This window comes from Marinobacter pelagius (assembly GCF_003315345.1).
Classification (GTDB): Bacteria; Pseudomonadota; Gammaproteobacteria; order Pseudomonadales; family Oleiphilaceae; genus Marinobacter; species Marinobacter pelagius_A.
In genome coordinates this window covers 1-17,043 of the sequence record NZ_QNRO01000026.1, presented here as the reverse complement: position 1 = coordinate 17,043, position 17,043 = coordinate 1, and the positions used below count along the sequence as shown (strand labels likewise).

18 protein-coding genes are annotated in these 17,043 nt (G+C 60.3%); 13 read left to right on the top strand and 5 right to left on the bottom strand.

Annotation, left to right across the window (positions count from 1 at the left end; genetic code table 11):
* Positions 1-209 precede the first annotated feature (209 nt).
* Positions 210-950 carry an AzlC family ABC transporter permease gene (locus DET50_RS17125; protein WP_113863964.1) on the top strand — a complete coding sequence of 247 codons (741 nt, stop codon included), beginning with the start codon at positions 210-212 and terminating at the stop codon, positions 948-950.
* Entirely contained in the window at positions 947-1,258 is a 312-nt protein-coding gene (locus tag DET50_RS17120) for an AzlD family protein (protein WP_092001409.1), read from the top strand. Before DET50_RS17125 ends, DET50_RS17120 begins: the two co-directional genes overlap by 4 nt.
* Here the strand turns inward: DET50_RS17120 and DET50_RS17115 are convergent.
* The gene (locus DET50_RS17115; protein ID WP_113863963.1) at positions 1,187-2,023 is read right to left on the bottom strand and encodes a DUF3750 domain-containing protein; all 837 of its coding nucleotides are present in this window, start codon (positions 2,021-2,023) and stop codon (positions 1,187-1,189) included. The two genes, DET50_RS17120 and DET50_RS17115, sit on opposite strands and share 72 nt — an antisense overlap.
* Before the next feature lie 86 nt (positions 2,024-2,109).
* On the opposite strand from DET50_RS17115, the gene DET50_RS17110 reads away from it, so the two are divergent.
* Genes DET50_RS17110 through DET50_RS17100 form a run of 3 tightly spaced genes read left to right on the top strand, consistent with a single transcriptional unit; the run spans position 2,110 to position 4,282 of the window.
* On the top strand, positions 2,110-2,325 hold the full coding sequence (locus tag DET50_RS17110; RefSeq protein ID WP_113863962.1) for a dodecin: 216 nt from the start codon (positions 2,110-2,112) through the stop codon (positions 2,323-2,325).
* A 53-nt stretch (positions 2,326-2,378) separates the two neighbouring features.
* Entirely contained in the window at positions 2,379-2,927 is a 549-nt protein-coding gene (locus DET50_RS17105; RefSeq protein ID WP_113863961.1) for an isochorismatase family protein, read from the top strand.
* A gap of 17 nt (positions 2,928-2,944) precedes the next feature.
* Positions 2,945-4,282: a nicotinate phosphoribosyltransferase gene (locus DET50_RS17100; RefSeq protein ID WP_220150166.1), complete on the top strand. Its 1,338-nt coding sequence runs from the start codon at positions 2,945-2,947 to the stop codon at positions 4,280-4,282.
* 18 nt (positions 4,283-4,300) lie between these two features.
* Here DET50_RS17100 and DET50_RS17095 read toward each other — a convergent pair whose 3' ends face one another.
* Together DET50_RS17095 and DET50_RS17090 are read right to left on the bottom strand one after the other, a co-directional pair.
* Complete coding sequence (locus DET50_RS17095; protein ID WP_113863959.1) at positions 4,301-4,966, bottom strand: hypothetical protein; 666 nt, start codon at positions 4,964-4,966, stop codon at positions 4,301-4,303.
* Positions 4,967-5,022: 56 nt separating this feature from the next.
* Complete coding sequence (locus DET50_RS17090; protein ID WP_113863958.1) at positions 5,023-6,183, bottom strand: GNAT family N-acetyltransferase; 1,161 nt, start codon at positions 6,181-6,183, stop codon at positions 5,023-5,025.
* Positions 6,184-6,355: 172 nt separating this feature from the next.
* Between DET50_RS17090 and DET50_RS17085 the strand changes: the two genes are divergently transcribed.
* From DET50_RS17085 to DET50_RS17050, 8 genes are all read left to right on the top strand, one after another.
* Positions 6,356-7,042: a response regulator transcription factor gene (locus DET50_RS17085; RefSeq protein WP_113863957.1), complete on the top strand. Its 687-nt coding sequence runs from the start codon at positions 6,356-6,358 to the stop codon at positions 7,040-7,042.
* A gap of 8 nt (positions 7,043-7,050) precedes the next feature.
* Positions 7,051-8,364 (top strand): sensor histidine kinase, encoded by a 1,314-nt coding sequence (locus tag DET50_RS17080; protein ID WP_258546162.1) that lies wholly within the window; start codon positions 7,051-7,053, stop codon positions 8,362-8,364.
* 13 nt (positions 8,365-8,377) lie between these two features.
* Positions 8,378-8,983 carry an IMPACT family protein gene (locus tag DET50_RS17075; protein WP_113863955.1) on the top strand — a complete coding sequence of 202 codons (606 nt, stop codon included), beginning with the start codon at positions 8,378-8,380 and terminating at the stop codon, positions 8,981-8,983.
* 82 nt (positions 8,984-9,065) lie between these two features.
* Positions 9,066-9,596: a DUF4136 domain-containing protein gene (locus DET50_RS17070; protein ID WP_113863954.1), complete on the top strand. Its 531-nt coding sequence runs from the start codon at positions 9,066-9,068 to the stop codon at positions 9,594-9,596.
* A 24-nt stretch (positions 9,597-9,620) separates the two neighbouring features.
* A complete protein-coding gene (locus DET50_RS17065) occupies positions 9,621-9,974 on the top strand; it encodes a translation initiation factor Sui1 (RefSeq protein ID WP_113863953.1) in 354 nt (117 codons plus the stop codon).
* Between the two features lie 136 nt (positions 9,975-10,110).
* Positions 10,111-11,364 (top strand): D-amino acid dehydrogenase, encoded by a 1,254-nt coding sequence (locus DET50_RS17060; protein WP_113863952.1) that lies wholly within the window; start codon positions 10,111-10,113, stop codon positions 11,362-11,364.
* Positions 11,365-11,600: 236 nt separating this feature from the next.
* Positions 11,601-13,331, top strand: coding sequence for an alkaline phosphatase D family protein (locus DET50_RS17055; RefSeq protein WP_113863951.1), 1,731 nt, complete (start codon positions 11,601-11,603; stop codon positions 13,329-13,331).
* A 12-nt stretch (positions 13,332-13,343) separates the two neighbouring features.
* Complete coding sequence (locus DET50_RS17050; RefSeq protein ID WP_113863950.1) at positions 13,344-14,774, top strand: alkaline phosphatase PhoX; 1,431 nt, start codon at positions 13,344-13,346, stop codon at positions 14,772-14,774.
* A 104-nt stretch (positions 14,775-14,878) separates the two neighbouring features.
* Here the strand turns inward: DET50_RS17050 and DET50_RS17045 are convergent, their stop codons facing one another.
* Together DET50_RS17045 and ppnP are read right to left on the bottom strand one after the other, a co-directional pair.
* Positions 14,879-16,522 (bottom strand): fatty acid--CoA ligase, encoded by a 1,644-nt coding sequence (locus DET50_RS17045; RefSeq protein ID WP_113863949.1) that lies wholly within the window; start codon positions 16,520-16,522, stop codon positions 14,879-14,881.
* A 153-nt stretch (positions 16,523-16,675) separates the two neighbouring features.
* On the bottom strand, positions 16,676-16,957 hold the full coding sequence (ppnP, locus tag DET50_RS17040) for a pyrimidine/purine nucleoside phosphorylase (RefSeq protein ID WP_113863948.1): 282 nt from the start codon (positions 16,955-16,957) through the stop codon (positions 16,676-16,678).
* Positions 16,958-17,043: the final 86 nt, after the last annotated feature.

Here is a 17,043-nt window from a genome sequence, read left to right as displayed (position 1 = left end):
TTGTGTCGGGCGTGCCCTTGTGAGGCTGGACAGAAAACAAGCTAGCCTTGATTTACGTTAACGTCAACGTTTAATTTGGTGGGATGTTAGAGCCTGTTTGGCGGGTTATCTGAGTTTCTCATGCAACTATTTGAGCACCGGAAAATTTTCAGGAGGGGTTGTGGTTTCTACCTATACGAATAATCAGGTTTCCGGCTTAGCTTTCGTCGATGCCTAACCATTCATATCCTTATCAGCTCCAGTCCAGTAAGGTCCGCGCGGAATTCGTTCGCCTTTTCCCCATCTCGTTGTTCGTGGTGGCATTCGGCACTGCCTTCGGCCTGGCGGCCGTCCAGTCGGGACTGGCGCCTCTGGAAGCCATCCTGATGAGCACGACGGTGTTCGCCGGCGCCTCCCAGTTTGCTGCGCTCGAATTGTGGGGCGCGGAAGTGCCGGTTCTGCCCCTGATTGCCGTTGTCTTCGCCATCAACTCCCGCCACCTGCTGATGGGAGCATCACTCTACCCGATGCTCAAAGACCTGCCGCCCGGCAAACGCTACGGCCTGCTGCTATTGCTGACCGACGCCAACTGGGCGGTCTCGGCCCAGGAATACCAGAGTGGCCGCCGTAATCTGGAGGTCATCCTCGGTGGCGGACTGGTACTCTGGTTGGCGTGGATTTTCGGTACCTGGTTGGGCGTCTATTTCGGTGGGCTGTTGCAGAACCCCAAGAACCTGGGGCTGGATATGGTGCTCGGATGTTTTCTGCTGTCAATGGCGTTGGGGGGCAAGAAGTCGCCCCGGGTACTGGTGTCCTGGGGCGTGGCTGCAGTGGCGTCACTGGCGGCCTGGAAATGGCTGCCTCCGAACACCCACGTGGTTACCGGAGCCCTGGCTGGTGGCCTGATTGGATATTTCTGGCTTGAAAAGAAACCCACCGCACAGGCGTCACGGGAGGCGGATCAGTCATGACGATTACCACAACGGAAATGGGCGTGGTGTTGCTGATTGCCATCATGACGGTCGTCACACTGGTGACCCGCTTTGGTGGCGTCTTTGCCATGTCCTTCGTACGTATCAGTCCTCGCATCGAGAGCTTCATCAACACCATGGCAAGCTCGGTGCTCATTGCGATCATCGTACCCATGGCGTTCAGCGGCGATGCCGGGGCGATCGCTGCGCTCTCGGTGACCGCCGTCACCATGCTGTTACTCCAGAAGCCCCTGCCCGCCATCGCTGCCGGTATCGCTTCCGCTGCCCTGGTCCGCTACCTTTTCTGATTTTTCGGCCGCCATGGGATTCGGGTTCCTCAGGGCCAGCTCGCCGATCCCCGGCAGCTTGATGCCGAGGGCCAGGGGGTTAATGCCCAGGGACAGGCCGAGCACATTCAGCTCCACTCCCTCGCGAACACCGGCCAGCACGCCGAAATAGCCGCCCAGGGAGAACTGGTAGCCGGCCCCGCCGGGGACTTCCGCCACAACACCATCGCCCAAATAGTCCTTGCCAATGGCATGGTTGGGCAACGCGACTTCCAGCCCCGGTACCTGCCGGATCACCCAGGCCGTGAAGGTATTGCTGTTCGGCCCGGGCCAGGCGTCATATTCAGTAGGGTAGGGATACTCCTCGACGGCCCGGTAAATCTGTGGAATCAGCTCGGCGGCCTCATCGCCCCGGATATCGGCATAGAGTTCCGGCTCCGCCCCGTACCACCGGCGATCGGGTATGGATGGGCGTGAGTTCACTACGTACCGACGCCAGCCGGTAACTTCATGAACCCGGTACTGGCTGGCACCGGCTTCCTTGGTGGCGATCCAGGTGTGCACGGCAAAATACCCGCGCCAGCTCCAGGCACGGGCACCGTAGACCTGGACTATAGCCCCTTGGTACTGCTTGGGCTTCGGGGCGATCCCGGTGCTGTCCCGGCTGGCGGTCTGCCAGCTTTCCGCACCCTGGAGCGTGCCGCTCGCCGCCATCAGCATCGGTCCTGCCAGCAAGGTGAGCAGGCTGGCGAAAATCCAGGCGGCACTGTGTTTCAGTTTTCTCATACGGGTCATTCTCCGGCCGTCATTTGCTGGCCTCGGGCTTGTCTTCTAATCTCAAAGTACAACGTTTATGTACTGGGAGATAGCCAATGTCCGATCACCATGTCTACAAAAAAGTGGAAATAGTCGGCTCCTCGAAGAAAAGTATCGAGGATGCGATCGAGAATGCCTTGGCCGAATGTGGCAAGAGTGTCCGCAACATGGAGTGGTTCGAGGTGACAGAAACCCGCGGCCACATCGTGGACGGCAAGGTTGGCCATTACCAGGTGGCGCTGAAGGTCGGCTTCCGGATTGCCGGGAGCTGATCCTCTTCTGAATCGTGCCCACACTCTGGTGAGCGCTGTAGGAGGTGAGTGATATGACCACTGAAAACACAGCCCTGTTGTTGGTGGATATCCAGAATGACTTCTGTGAAGGCGGGTCACTGGCCGTAGAGGGCGCCAGTAACATCCTCCCGGTGGTGAACCGGATGATCTCGGAGGCGGAACAGGGCCGCCTGCTGATCATCGCCAGCCGGGACTGGCACACGGTGGATCACTGCAGTTTCCAGGACCGCGGCGGGCCCTGGCCGCCGCACTGCATCCAGGATACCCGGGGCGCGGCCTTCCATCCTGACATGGCGTTGCCGGACACTGCGGTTCGGGTCAGCAAGGGCACGGGGTTTGATACCGATGCCTATTCCGCCTTTGACGGAACCCAGCTGCAGAGCTTCCTCAGGCGTCAAGATATATCCACGCTACGCATCGCCGGCCTGGCTCTGGATGTGTGCGTCCGGGCAACGGTGCTGGATGCGCTGAAACACGGCTTTCAGGTGGAGCTGGTGAGCGACGGCTGCAGGGCCGTGGATCAACAGAAGGCGCCGGAGGTGCTGGACGAACTGCGGGCTGCCGGCGCGACCATTTCATGACACCAGGAGGCTATTCTTTGATTCGGGAACAGGATCTGCCCCTGCTGGTTGATCTTTACGAGCTGGCTATGGTCCAGGCCTACTGGTCCGAAGGCATGCAGGAACGGGCCGTGTTCAGTCTGTTTTTCCGCGACATGCCCGAGCACCGCAATTTTGTACTCGCCTGTGGCCAGCGCAATATTTGCGAGGTGCTGGAAAACCTCCGGTTCACCGATGAGCACATCTCACGGCTAAGACAATTGAACCGGTTCCAGGAGGAATTTCTGGAATGGCTGAGAGGCTTCCGTTTCAGTGGCACCGTGCGTGCAGTGCCCGAGGGTACACCGGTGTTCCCCCAGGAACCGCTGCTTGAAATCGAAGCCCCCATCGCCGAGGCGCAGCTGCTGGAAAGCCTGGTGATGAACTACGTACACCTGGAGTCCGTGCTGGCCTCCAAGGCAGTGCGGGTGGCGCTGGCAGCCCGGGGCCGCTCGGTGGCGGACTTCGGGTTGCGACGGATGCATGGTGTGGATGCCGGGCACCGGAGTGCCCGCGCCTATCGCCTGGCGGGGCTGTCTGCGACCAGCAATGTCCTGGCAGGGCTGGATTTCGGCCTGGAAGTGACCGGGACCATGGCCCACAGCTTCGTACAGGCCTATCCCCGGGAACTGGAGGCCTTCAAGGTCTACGCTAAGCTCTACCCGGGTACAACATTGCTGGTGGATACCTACGACAGCCGGCGGGCGGTCCGGCGCATTGTGGCGTGGCTGAAGAGTGATCCCGATGCCCGGGTCGGGGCGATTCGCCTGGACTCCGGGGACTTGGGCGCCGAAGCGAAGGACTGCCGTAAAATCCTGGATGACGCCGGCTATCAGGACATCAAGATTGTTGCCAGCGGTGGCCTGGATGAGTACGGCATCGCCCGGTTACTGGAAGATGGCGCGCCCATTGACGCCTTCGGTGTTGGCACTTCCATTGGCGTTGCAGTGGATTCGCCCTCACTGGAGCTGGCTTACAAACTCACGGAATACGCCGGGGAACCGAAGATGAAAAGTTCTTCGGGCAAGGTGTCCTACCCCGGCGCCAAACAGGTGTTCCGACAGTTCGACAGCAGTGGTCGGGTCAGCGGAGACATTGTGGCCCTGAGTCATGAACAGCACGACGGCGAGCCGCTGCTGGACGTGGTGATGGAGAATGGCCGGGCAGTGGCAGGCGCGGTTCCGCCCCTCGACGAACAGGTCCGGCAAGCGGATGCCCGGTTGAAAGCCCTTCCGGAACGCCTCCTCGGAATCGAGCCGGCAGAACCGCTCAGGGTGACCATCAGCGAGGAACTCAAGACGCTCCAGGCCGAGACACTCGCCCGGGTTTCAGTCTAGGTTTCAGGCTCCCGACGGTTATCCGTTATTCAGGGTTCGTTTGCGGATGACCCGGACCAACTGGGTCATCAATTCACGCGCCTCGTGGTCGTGCAGGGCGCTGCATTTATCCCTCATCACCCGGCGATCATGGTCAGAGGGGTGGCCCCCGGCGTCCTTCAGGTCATCCAGGTATTGGCATGCGGTCAGGTGGGCCTTGATTTCCACATCGATCAGCTGGGTAATCAGGTGCTCGGCGGTATCGCAGCAGAAGGGGCGGTTGTTGTTGAGCCGCGCCCGGGCATCCAGGGCAGCGTTGCGGGCATCCAGCCGTAGCTCGCCTGGCGGGTCGCCGGCTTCCACGGCCCGGAGGAAGGCGCCAACACGGTCATAAAGGTGCCAGATCTGTGGCCAGAGCCGATCATAAGCCGCTTTTTCGGTGCGGTAGCGTGCGTCGCTGTTCTGTCCTTCGGGGTTTTCTGTCAGTACCGGGGGCTCGCTGTCGAACCCGGTCACTCTCATTTCATCCACTTCCCTCCAGAGGGTCGAGGTTTTCTCTTCCAGCAGTTCCACCCTGTCCTGGTAGGCATTCCGGATCCGGCCCGCCTGGAATGCCGCGATAACCGCAATCACAAGGGCGGCGAGGGCGATAATCATCAGGCTGGCTTCCGATAGGAGAATGTCAGGCAGGAGCTCGCTTATCATGGCAGTGCTTACCGTTCAGGCCCGAAAGTTGATTTTGGTTCACGCCAGTATAGAAGTTAATTCGAATCCTGTTGGCGATAGGGCAGCAAGGTTTGCGCCTCCCGGTAATAGGTCTCCACCTGGGCCGCCTCGTCTTCGGTAAATTCCTGAATGGCCTCCCGAAAGCCCGGGTGGGCGATGCCGTGCCAGGAGTGGGTGATGGTTGGCTCGAACCCCCGCACCAGCTTGTGCTCGCCCTGGGCACCGGCGTCAAAACGCTCGAGCCCGAGTTCTATGGCCAGTTCGATGCCCTGGTAGTAGCAGGTTTCGAAATGCAGGTGGTTGTATTCCTCCAGGCAGCCCCAGTAGCGGCCGTACAGGGTGTCCGCACCACTGAGGAACAGCGCGCCGGCGATCATCTGGCCATCCCGCACCGCCATGATGATGTGCAGGTGTTCCGGCAGGCGCTCGCGCAGCAGGGTGAAGAAGGTTTTGTTCAGGTACGGGCGCTGGCCTCGTTTGAGGTAGGTGGCCTGGTAAAACACATAGAAGGCGGACAGCACGTGGTCGGGAATATCGGTTCCTGAAAATCGTTCGAAGCGGATGCCCTGTTCGGCCACCTGGCGCCGTTCCTTGCGGATGGATTTGCGTTTGCGGGAGGTGAGTTGGGCCAGGAAGTCGTCAAACCCGGAATAGTCCCGGTTATGCCAGTGAAACTGGCAGCCGATCCGGTGCAGCTGGTCCGGCTGGCTGAGCAACGCCTGATCCCGCTCATCGGGAAACAGCAGGTGCCAGGAGTGGGCCCCGAGTTGACCGATCAGCCCGTCCAGTAATTCTGCCATGGTGCCGCCGGACAGGTTGGCCCTGAGGCTGTCCTCGAGCAGCAGGCGGGGCCCCCGGGAAGGGGTGAACGGCACGGCAATCAGTAGCTTGGGGTAGTAGTCCTGGCCATAACGCTGATAGGCGTCCGCCCAGGCCCAGTCAAACACATACTCACCCATGGAATGGCTTTTGAGGTAGCCGGGGGCAGCGCCGACGATGACGCTACCTTGCCGGAATACCAGGTGGCACGGTTGCCAGCCGGTTTCTGCAGTGGTGCAGCCGGATTCTTCCAGGCTCTGGAAGAATTCATAACGCAGGAACGGATTGGTGCGACCTGCCAGGCGTTCCCAATCTTCCTGAGGAATGTCGGTGATGCTTGTGCAGGTCTGCAGGGTCAGAGGTGCGGATTCGGCCATGGCTCGGATACATTGTTGATGCGTACCCGATACCATACGCCAGAACCCGCCGACTGATCACTCCTGTTTGGCGGCGCAGCAATCTGTAAAGGTTGTGCAAAGGAGTTTGTGTCAGATCAGCGTTGTTTAATGGCCGTGTTAGACTTTTTTCAGTTTCGTGAGAGGTGCGAAGATGCAGGACAGGGTGTTGCTCGTTGAAGACGATGAGGAGCTGAGGGAACTTCTCGCCCGCTACCTGGCCAATCAGGGCTTTACCGTGCGTGAGGCCGCCAATGGCCGCGACGGTCTTGCGCTGGCCCTCGGCCAGGATTGTGACATCGTGGTACTCGATATCATGCTGCCGGATATCAGCGGGCTGGATGTGTTGCGGGAGCTGCGCGCCCAGACCCACCTGCCGGTGGTGTTGCTCACCGCCCGGGGGGATGAGACCGATCGCATTGTCGGCTTCGAGGTCGGCGCGGATGATTACATTCCCAAGCCCTGCAACCCGAGGGAGCTGGTGGCCCGGCTACAGGCCCTGCTCCGGCGCATCGCCTGGGACCAGAAGGCGGAGGTCAACGACAACCGGGAATATGGCGACCTGAGGGTGGAGCCCGCCCACCGTCGCATCTATCAGAACGACCAGCCTCTGGACCTGACGGCAACCGAATACGAGGTGCTTCAGGTCCTGCTGGCCCATGCCGGCAGTGTGGTACGCAAGACCGATCTCATGCAGTGGGCCCTCGGGCGTCGGCTTGAAGCCTATGACCGGACCCTCGACATGCACATCAGTAACCTTCGCAAGAAACTGGGTAATGACGATCCGCCACGGATCGAAACCGTGCGCGGGCTTGGCTACAGCTATCGGGTGCCCGTGTGAAGAAACCCATGACGTTTCCGCTGTTCTGGCGGATTTTCTTGTCCATCTGGCTGGCCATGGCGGTCACCGTCGTTGCCAGTAACCTGGCCACCCGCTTCCTGTTGGATCGCGAGCGCCAGGCCATTGAGCGCCAGGTGGGGCTTCGGGACCTGGGCATGGAAGCCATCGACATCCGGGAGCGCCAAGGCCGGGGCGATGCCTGGCGCTTCCTTCGCAGCCAGGGCGAGCGGTTGGACCTGCACCTGATCCTGATCGAACGGGATGAACAGGACGATCGCCTGCCTGAACCGATCCGGGAACGGATGCGGTCGAGCTGGAACCCCCAGAAGCCGGCGGTGATCGATGTTTCCGAAAGCTATCGTCTGGTGGCCTGGCCCAGGGTCAGCGGGGAGGGCTGGCTGGATCCGGGGTTCTTCAAGTTCATAGAGTTTGCCCTGGCCGCGGTCTTGATAACGCTGGCCTGCTGGTGGATCGCCCGCCTGGTGTCCCGCCCGCTCAAACACATGGAAACCACGGCGCAGGCCATTGCGGCGGGCAAGAATTCGCTCCGGGTGAATGCAGACATTGCCGGTCGACGCGATGAGGTGGGCCAGCTGGCGACCGCCTTCAATGCCATGACCGATCAGTTGTGCAACCTGCTGGACCGCCAGACCCAGCTGCTCAGGGATATCTCCCACGATCTGCGCACGCCCCTGGCACGCCAGCGGGTGGCCATTGAGCTGGCCAGTGATAGCGGTGCGGATGCGCCCCTGATGGCCAGCATCCTGCGCCAGAACGAGCGCCTGGAGTCCATGACCGGGCAGATCCTGACCCTGTACCGGATCACCGAGCAGGGTGAGGAGATTAACCGGTTGCCGGTGGAGCCGTTGCCGTTGCTGAACCGGGTTCTCGAGGACGCGTCAGACTACGCTAAACACCAGGGGGTGGAATGCAGACTCGTCGCCGCTCCCGATGTCGCCCGTACCCGGGTGCTCGGAGACGAGGGCTTGTTGCAGAGGGCGGTAGACAACATTCTGCAGAATGCACTGGACCATACTCCCGGTGGCAGATCCGTTCACGTGGCACTGAAAACGTCAGCAAAACAACTGCTTCTGGAAATTCGGGATGAGGGCCCGGGGGTGCCGGAGGAAATGCTGGGTCAGCTGTTCGAACCATTTTTCAGGGCTGACAAGTCCCGGGGTGGCAAGGGTTGGGGCCTGGGTCTGGCCATTGCCCGGGATATCATTGCCGCTCACGATGGTACCATCACCGCCGGCAATAGCGACGAGGGCGGCCTCTCGGTGACGATTCGTCTTCCTGTCAAGGCAGCCGGCAAAGGATGAAACAGGACTCCCCATGAGCAAAGATTACCCAGTACCTGCAGGATACCTCGAACGGGAAACAGAAGTTAAGAAAAGCCGATTCATAGCCCGTGTTGCCCCGGTCAGTTCCCGGGAAGAGGTCCATCAGTGGCTGGAGCAGGCTCATAGGGATCACCCGGATGCCCGGCACATCTGCTGGGCTTACCAGATCGGGCGCCCCGGGTCGGCGGCGGAAGCGGCCATGAATGACGACGGTGAGCCCTCCGGAACAGCCGGCAAGCCCATCCTGAACGTGATACAGCACAAGGATATGGGGGATGTACTGGTGATGGTGATCCGCTATTTCGGCGGCATCAAGCTTGGTGCCGGCGGTCTGGTGCGGGCCTATGCCGGGGCGGCGGAGAGCGTGTTGTCAGCGGTCGACCGGGTTGTCCAGCAGCCGGTAACGCCGGCCCGGGTCACTATGTCCTTTGCCGACGAGCAGCCGCTTCGACATTGGTGCGAGGTGCATGGTGCCAGTGTCGATGGCATCGATTATGGAACCTCCGTTCTGGCCAGGCTGTCTGTGCCCATGGACAAGCTGGAGGAGTTTACGCAGTTCTGCAACGCCCAGAAGCTGGATTACGTTCTGGAAACCTGAGGATCGAAACGGCATCGGTGTGCGTGTAGCAGGCGTATACTGAACTAAATCTTTTGCGGATCAGCCGTGTGAGGAGTCAATCATGATACGTTTTCTGACCATAGCATTCGCCGCGTTGTTGATGGTTGGCTGCGCCGCCAACGTGGTAACTGACTACGACGATGCCGTGGTGTTCGGCAATTATTCCAGCTGGGCTTTTGCACCGAGTGCGGGCAACTCCTCCTTTGTCTCCCTGGACGGCAACCGGGTCCGCCAGGCGGTTGAGCGGGAGCTGAACCGCAAGGCCATGCGCAGGGTGGCTGAAGCCGAGGCAGATCTTCTGGTCAACTGGCAGATTGTCGAGGAAGAACGGCTGGAACAGAGTGGTGTTGGCCTGGGGTTCGGTTTTGGTACCGGCCATTTCGGTTGGGCGCTGGCGGCGCCGCCCCCCGTGCGTGAAATCGAGGAAGGCAAGCTGGTCATCGAGCTGGTGGATAACGAAACAGATCAGGTGGTCTGGCGCGCGGCCAGTCGCCGCTATCTCCGGGAGAGTCAGTCACCGGAGACCCGTAGTGAGCTGATCGATGAGGTGGTGTCCGAGATGTTTTCGAAGTACCCTCCGGGCCTTGAGTAAACGGAGGAATCTCTCGGAGGCACCATGAAGAATCGGTCTGGCGGTCTGGTCTATTCCACGGAGCAGGGCAAGATGTGCCCGGTATGCCGCAACCCCGTTGATCAGTGCACTTGCGGCAAGTCTGAGCGGCCGGCAGGGGATGGCGTTGTCCGGGTCAGCCGTGAAACCAAGGGCCGCAAGGGCAAGGGCGTGACTCTGATCTCCGGTATTCCACTGGATGACAAGGAGCTCAAGGCCTATGCCAAGGTTCTGAAAGCCAAATGCGGCACCGGTGGCACGGTCAAGGATGGCGTAGTGGAGATCCAGGGCGATCAACGGGATCTGCTGGTGCCCTTGCTTCAGCAGAAGGGCTGGACCGTCAAGAAAGCCGGTGGATGATTGTCTGATACGCAATCCGCGTCGGCTCACGTTACAATAGTGCCGTGAGACAGCATTTCCCCGATTTCTGACCAATACACGAGATCCCTCAGCCCCGGACTGCGGAGCTGGGGGATTTCTATGACCGGAGGCAAGCATGCATATACTGGTTCTGGGCGCAGGTGTAATAGGCACAACCACCGCCTGGTTTCTGCAAAAGCAGGGACATCAGGTCACGGTGGTGGACCGGCAGAGTGGCGCCGGCCTGGAAACCAGTTACGCCAATGGCGGCCAGATTTCAGTTTCCCATGCCGAACCCTGGGCCAATCCGTCCGCACCGCTGAAGGTCCTGAAGTGGCTGTTCCAGTCGGATGCACCGTTACTGTTCCGGCCCCGCCTGGATCCCGCCCAGTGGCGGTGGGCGCTGGCTTTCCTGGCTGAGTGTACTTCCGCCAAAGCGGCCCATAACATCCGCCAGATGGTCAACCTGGGTACTTACAGCCGCAGTCAGCTCCAGACCTTGCGGGCGGAGCTGGGCCTGGACTACGACCAGCTGGAAAAAGGCATCCTCCACTTTTACACCAACCCTGAGGAGTTCGATGGCGCCCTGGAGCCCACCCGCATCATGCAGGATCTGGGCTGTGATCGTCAGATCATCGATGCCAACCGGGCGGTGGAACTGGAGCCGGCGCTGGCGCCGATCAAGGATCGTATTGCCGGTGCGACCTATACTTCGGAGGACGAGTCCGGAGACGCGCGGAAATTCACCCAGGCGTTGGCCAAACGTTGCGAAGAGGCCGGCGTCGAGTTCCGCTATGGCACCGATATTCTCGGTTTTGACCAGGCCGGTGACCGGATTCTGGGTGTCCAGACCCTGAGGGAAGGGCACCACGAAACCCTGCGGGCCGACAGCTATGTATTATGCCTGGGAAGCTACAGCGCCATCCTGGCGCAGCAATTGGGCATTACCCTGAATATCTACCCGGCCAAGGGCTATTCCATCACGGTGCCGGTCAAGAACGAGGAAGCGGCGTTCAAGGTCAGTCTGACCGACGACGAGTACAAGCTGGTCTACTCCCGTCTTGGCGACAGGCTCCGGGTTGCCGGTACCGCCGAGCTCAGTGGCTACAGCCGCAAGCTGAATCTTACCCGCTGCCGCGCCATCGTCCGGCGCACCGCTGAAATCATGCCGGAGGCGGGCGACTGGGACCGCGCCGAATTCTGGACCGGCCTGCGCCCGGCCACGCCTTCCAACGTGCCCTATATCGGCAAGAGCCACTTCGCCAACCTGTACCTCAATACCGGCCACGGCACCTTGGGCTGGACCCACTCCTGCGGCTCGGCCGCGGCTCTGGCGGATATCGTTGGGGGCAAAAAGCCCGAAGTGGATTTCACCTTCGCGGGGATGTGAAAACGGGGTCAGAAGAAAGCGTTCTTCAGACCCCAATCTCGCCCAGAGCTTCCGCCTTCCCCAGGGGTCTGATGAAAACCTTCATCTGACCCCAACTTAGACCCTATCTCTGCCTTAATGGCCCGAAATGCCGGGCAACTGTCACCAACTGGCAATAAACTCCTCCCAATCTGTGAACTCCTCACAACATCCGGCCGGTCTGTTTCCGGTCCGGGCAAACAACAACGGAGAGCAGAATGGACAGGCAACGTCGTGCGGTCGTCAAAGGGCTCGCTGCTACGTCTTTCACTGCGCTGACTGCCTGTGGCGGCAGCGGCTCAAATTCCTCGCCCTCAACCGGTGACTCTGATCCCGGAGTGGTTAGCGGTGATTCCGCCATGGTTCCCCGGGTGGCTTTCAACCATGGCGTTGCCTCGGGAGATCCTCTCCCGGATCGCGTCATTCTCTGGACCCGTGTCACGCCCACCGATGCCTTGGCCCGGGACGTCGAAAATGTGCCGGTGCGGGTGACCGTTGCCCGGGACCGGGACATGCGGGAGCCGGTTGGCCAGATCAATACCTCCACCGGTCCGGACCTGGATTTCTGCGTCAAGGTGGATGTGACCGGTCTCCGGCCGGATACCTGGTACTACTACCAGTTCTCCGTGGGCAGCGCGAAATCGGTGGTCGGACGCACCAGGACCTTCCCGGACACCAGGATGCCGGCGGAGCGTGCCCGGTTTGCCGTGGTGTCCTGCTCAAACCACGCCTACGGCCTGTTCTCCGTGTATAAGGCGGTCAGCGAACAGGCGGATCTGGATTTCATCCTGCATCTCGGTGATTACATCTACGAATACGGTCCAGGTGAGTACGGTGATTTCCCGGGGCGGGATCCACTGCCTGCCCATGAAATCATCGAGCTGTCCGATTACCGTCAGCGTCATGCCCAGTACAAGACCGATGCCAACCTCCAGGCGGTGCATCAGCAGTTTCCCATGATCTGTATCTGGGATGACCACGAGTCGGCCAATGACAGTTACCGTGACGGTGCAGAGAACCACGACGAGGCTACCGAGGGTGGCTGGAGTGAGCGCCGGGCAGCGGCAATACAGGCCTATTTCGAATGGCTACCCATACGGGAAATCGGTACCGAACGCGGACGGGTCTGGCGGAAATTCCAGTTCGGCAAACTGATCGACCTGTTCATGCTCGACACCCGTCTCGAGGGTCGGGATATGCAGGTTTCATCGCCGGCGGATCCGGGCCGTTTTGATGATCAACGACGGATCATGAGCGAAGAGCAGATGAGCTGGCTCACCCGGGGGCTGTCCGATTCCACCGCCACCTGGCGGATGATCGGTCAGCAGGTGATGTTTGCCGAGCTGAACATTGTCCGCACCCTGGACGCAGCCCGTACTCTGGGCATGGAAGATACCTCCGCCTTCAACGGTCAGCTGCTGTCCCTGAACATGGACCAGTGGGACGGGTATGTGGCGGACCGGGAGAATATTCTCCAGACCCTGGCCGGAGAGAGTATCGGCAACACGGTGATCTTTACCGGTGATATCCATACCTCCTGGGCCAACGAGGTCTACGCGGACTCCGGCAACCTGTTGGAGAACAGTCTGACCGCGCCCCTGGCGGCAGAGTTCGTGACGCCGTCAGTCACCTCTCCGGGGTTCCCTGAGGAAATAGCCGGAGTCGCGGAGGCCGCGGTTCAGCTGGCCAACCCGCATATGAAGTATGTCGAACTCAAGTCTCCGGGTTTCATTCTTGTCGATGTGACCATGGCGCGTACCCAGGCGGAATTCCTTTACGTGCAAAGCATTTCAAGCGTCGACAGCCTTGGAACGATCAATCCCGAGATGACCAAGGTGGTCGGTGTCGATAGCGGCAATAGCCGGATCTACGAGGATCGGGCGAGATCCGAGCCCCGGGCGGTTCGTACCGCGCTGTTTCATCCGCCAGTGCGCCAGGTTGTGAGTTAAGGAGGCCAATCGATGACACAATCACTGATCCCGGAGGGAAACCGCTGGAAACGACGCGATGTTCTGCGGACCCTGTTCTTTACCGCCGGTGCGGTGGGCTCCGCCACCTGGCTGACCGGCTGCGGCGGATCAGGCTCCGGTAGTGCCATTCCTCCAGTTGTAGCCGATGACACGCCCGAGACCGGCGACCTCCCTGAAACGGTGGAAAAGCTGGTGGGCCGGTTCGCGGATATCGGGCCGTTGCGCGCCCCGGACGTTCACGGGGTCCGTACCCCGGAGGGCTTTGTCACCCGCGTTGTTGCGATCAATGGGGAGCTGCCTCAGCCACAGGGCATGGCGGTCAGTGGCCCCCAGACCGGTGGTATCGGTAACCGCCCCTGGCATATTTTTCCGGATGGCGCCGGTGTGGTGCCCAGGGACAACGGAGGCTGGATCTACATCAGTAACAGTGAGGTTCCCGGCGTTGGCAGCATCGGGTTTACCTATCCGGAACTGGCCGGGCTGACCAATATCGTCGAGGAGTTCACGCCGGGACTGGCCCAGGTGGGGACACTGGTGTTTGATCCTGATGGCACCATTGTTGACTCCTACACCATTCTCAGCGGTACCACGTTCAACTGTGCTGGCTGTGTGACACCCTGGAAAACCTGGCTGTCCTGCGAGGAATTCCCCAACGGCCAGGTCTGGGAGTGCGACCCCTACCAGTCCGGCGAAGGATTGGCCAGGCCAACCCTTGGCTTTTTCTCCCATGAGGCCATCGCCATCGATCCGGGCGAACGCCTGCTGTACCTGACCGAGGATATGCCGGATGGACGTTTCTACCGGTGGGTTCCTGATCCCTCCGACTGGCCCGAGGGCAGTGACCGGGCTGCGTTGCAGTCCGGCCGGTTGCAGGTTCTGGTTGTAGGCGGCGATGGCGTCGAGGCGGCGCTGGATTCGCCCCAGCCGATCCAATGGCTGGATGTTCAGAACCCCCATGAGCCCCAGCATGAAAACCGGTTGCCGGAATCAACTGTTTTTGACGGCGGCGAGGGTGTCTGGTTCTTCAACGGTATCGTCTACTTTGCCACCAAGGGCGACGACCGGATCTGGGCAGTGGACACCCTGGCCCAGACCATCGAGGTTATCTATGACCGCGTCACCGCCGTGGCTCCGAATGACATTCTCTCCGGTGTGGACAACCTGTTTGTGACCGATCAGGGGGATATTCTGGTAGCGGAAGACGGCGGTGATATGCAGGTGGTGGTGATTCTGCCGGACCGCACCCTGAAGCCATTACTCCAGATTGTCGGGCAGGATGCCTCCGAGATTGCCGGCATTGCGTTCTCGCCGGACGGGCGGAGGATGTACTTTACGTCGGATCGTGGGGGCAGGGATGGTTTTGGTGGGTTTACCAATGGCCTCGGGATGGTTTATGAGCTGATCCTGCCTGAGGGGGGGTGAGTGAAAACGGGGTCAGAAGAAAGCGTTCTTCAGACCCCAATTACAATCCCCAGGGGTCTGATGAAAACCTTCATCTGACCCCGAGTTCACGTTTATCCCCGCAGTTACTTCAACTGATCCCTGATCAGCTTCTTGTTGATCTTGCCAACACTGGTCTTGGGAATGTCATCCACAAAGTCCATCTGCCCGGGAATGGCCCATTTGTTGATGTCGCCACTGTCGACAAACTGCTGCAGGTGCTTCTGGATATCCTCCTGGTTGGCGCTTTCACCCGGCTTGAGGGTGACCAGCGCATAGGGACGCTCGCCCCATTTCTCGTCGGGCACACCGACCACAGCGGCGCCGGCGACGGCCGGGTGCTGGCTGATCAGGTTTTCCAGGTCCAGGGAGGACAGCCATTCGCCACCGGTCTTGATCACATCCTTGATGCGGTCCTTGATGGTCAGGGTGTTGTCCGGCTCCATGCTGGCGACGTCACCGGTGTGCAGCCAGCCCCCTTGCCAGAGTTCCTCGCCTTTCTCCGGTTCCTTGAAATAGCTCTGGGTCAGCCAGGGCGCACGGGTAACCACCTCGCCCTTGGCTTCGCCATCGTGGGGAACCGGCTTGCCGGACGGATCGACGATCTCGATCTCCACCATGGGCACGGCGATACCGGTCTTGACCCGCTTGGCAGTCTGCTGCTCCAGCGGCAGCTCCAGGTCTTCCGGCTTGAGGTGCGTCGCGCTCAACAGCGGGCAGGTCTCGGACATGCCGTAACCGGTGTACATGCGGATGCCGAGCTTGGCGCCGGCATCGCACAGGCCCTTGGTCAGGGCGCTGCCGCCGATCAGCACATGCCAGTTGCTCAGATCCGCGGTCTTGATGGATTCGGTGGCCATCATCATCTGCATGATGGTGGGCACACAGTGGGAGAAGGTGACCTTGTGCTCCTTGAGCAGGTCTACCAGCAGTTCCGGCTCATAGCGACCCGGATAAACCTGCTTGATACCCATCATGGTGGCGGCATAGGGCACACCCCAGGCATGCACGTGGAACATGGGAGTGACCGGCATGTACACAGAGCTGGAACGCAGCAACGGCATCTCATCGTAGGCGGCCAGGGAACCGGTCATTGCCAGGGTATGCAGAACCAGCTGCCGATGGCTGAAATAAACACCCTTCGGGTTGCCGGTAGTGCCGGTGGTGTAGAAAGTAGTGGCAACGCTGTTCTCGTCGAAATCCGGGAAATCGAACTCGGTTCCCGCCTGGCTCAGCAGAGCCTCGTATTCACCGGCGGTGTCCAGGCTGGTGTCGGCGGCAGAGTCTGAGTCGGTCAGCTGGATGTAGGTCTTGACTGTTTCGATCTCGCCCTTCACGCCCTCGAGAATCGGCAGGAAGTCGTCGTGTACCAGCACCACGTCGTCCTCGGCGTGGTTCATGGTGTAGACGATCTGTTCCGGGGAGAGGCGCACGTTGATGGTGTGCAGGACGGCGCCAATCATCGGGATGGCAAAGAAACACTCAAGGTAACGGGGAGTATCCCAGTCCATGACCGCCACGGTGTCACCGGGCTTCACGCCGGCGTCGGTCAGGGCATTGGCCAGCCGGTGAATGCGCTCCACCAGAGTGGTGTAGGTGTACTTGCTGCGGTTGGCGTAATGGATTTCCTGGTCCGGGTTATAACGGGGACCCGAGAGCAGGAGCTGTTTGATAAGCAGCGGGTACTGATAGGCGTTCTTGGCCGGAGACAGGATTCGGGTCTGTGCCATCTTGTGTTCCTCTTTCTCTGCTTGTGCTTGTTATTACGATGAGAAAGATAAATCTGACACAGTTTGGGAAAAACAGGAACCGCTGGAAGTGAAAAAATTGCAGAACGTACGCGTCAATTTTGGTGCAACGGGTACGCTCTGCGAATCTGGGTGTTACTGATAGGTGCAAAGATAGGCGGTGTCGATATCGGCTTTCGCCTTGAAGCTGGCCTGGCCGGCAACGTCAAAGCTCTCGCCCGCGCCGTAGGTCATCCACTCTTCCATGCCGGGGAGCAGCACGGTCAGCGCGCCGCTGATGACCGTCATGGTTTCCTTTTTGGTGGTACCGAACTCGTACTCACCGGGGCTGATCACGCCTACCGTCGCCGGCAGGGTGGCCGTCTGGAAGGCAATGGACTTGGCTTTGCCGTCGAAATACTCGTTTACTTTGGGTATACGGATTTAATGGTTGATGGGGCACCTTCACCCCATCAATCTGATACCACCCTCAGATGGTTGATAGATCGACTCCGTAGTTGAGT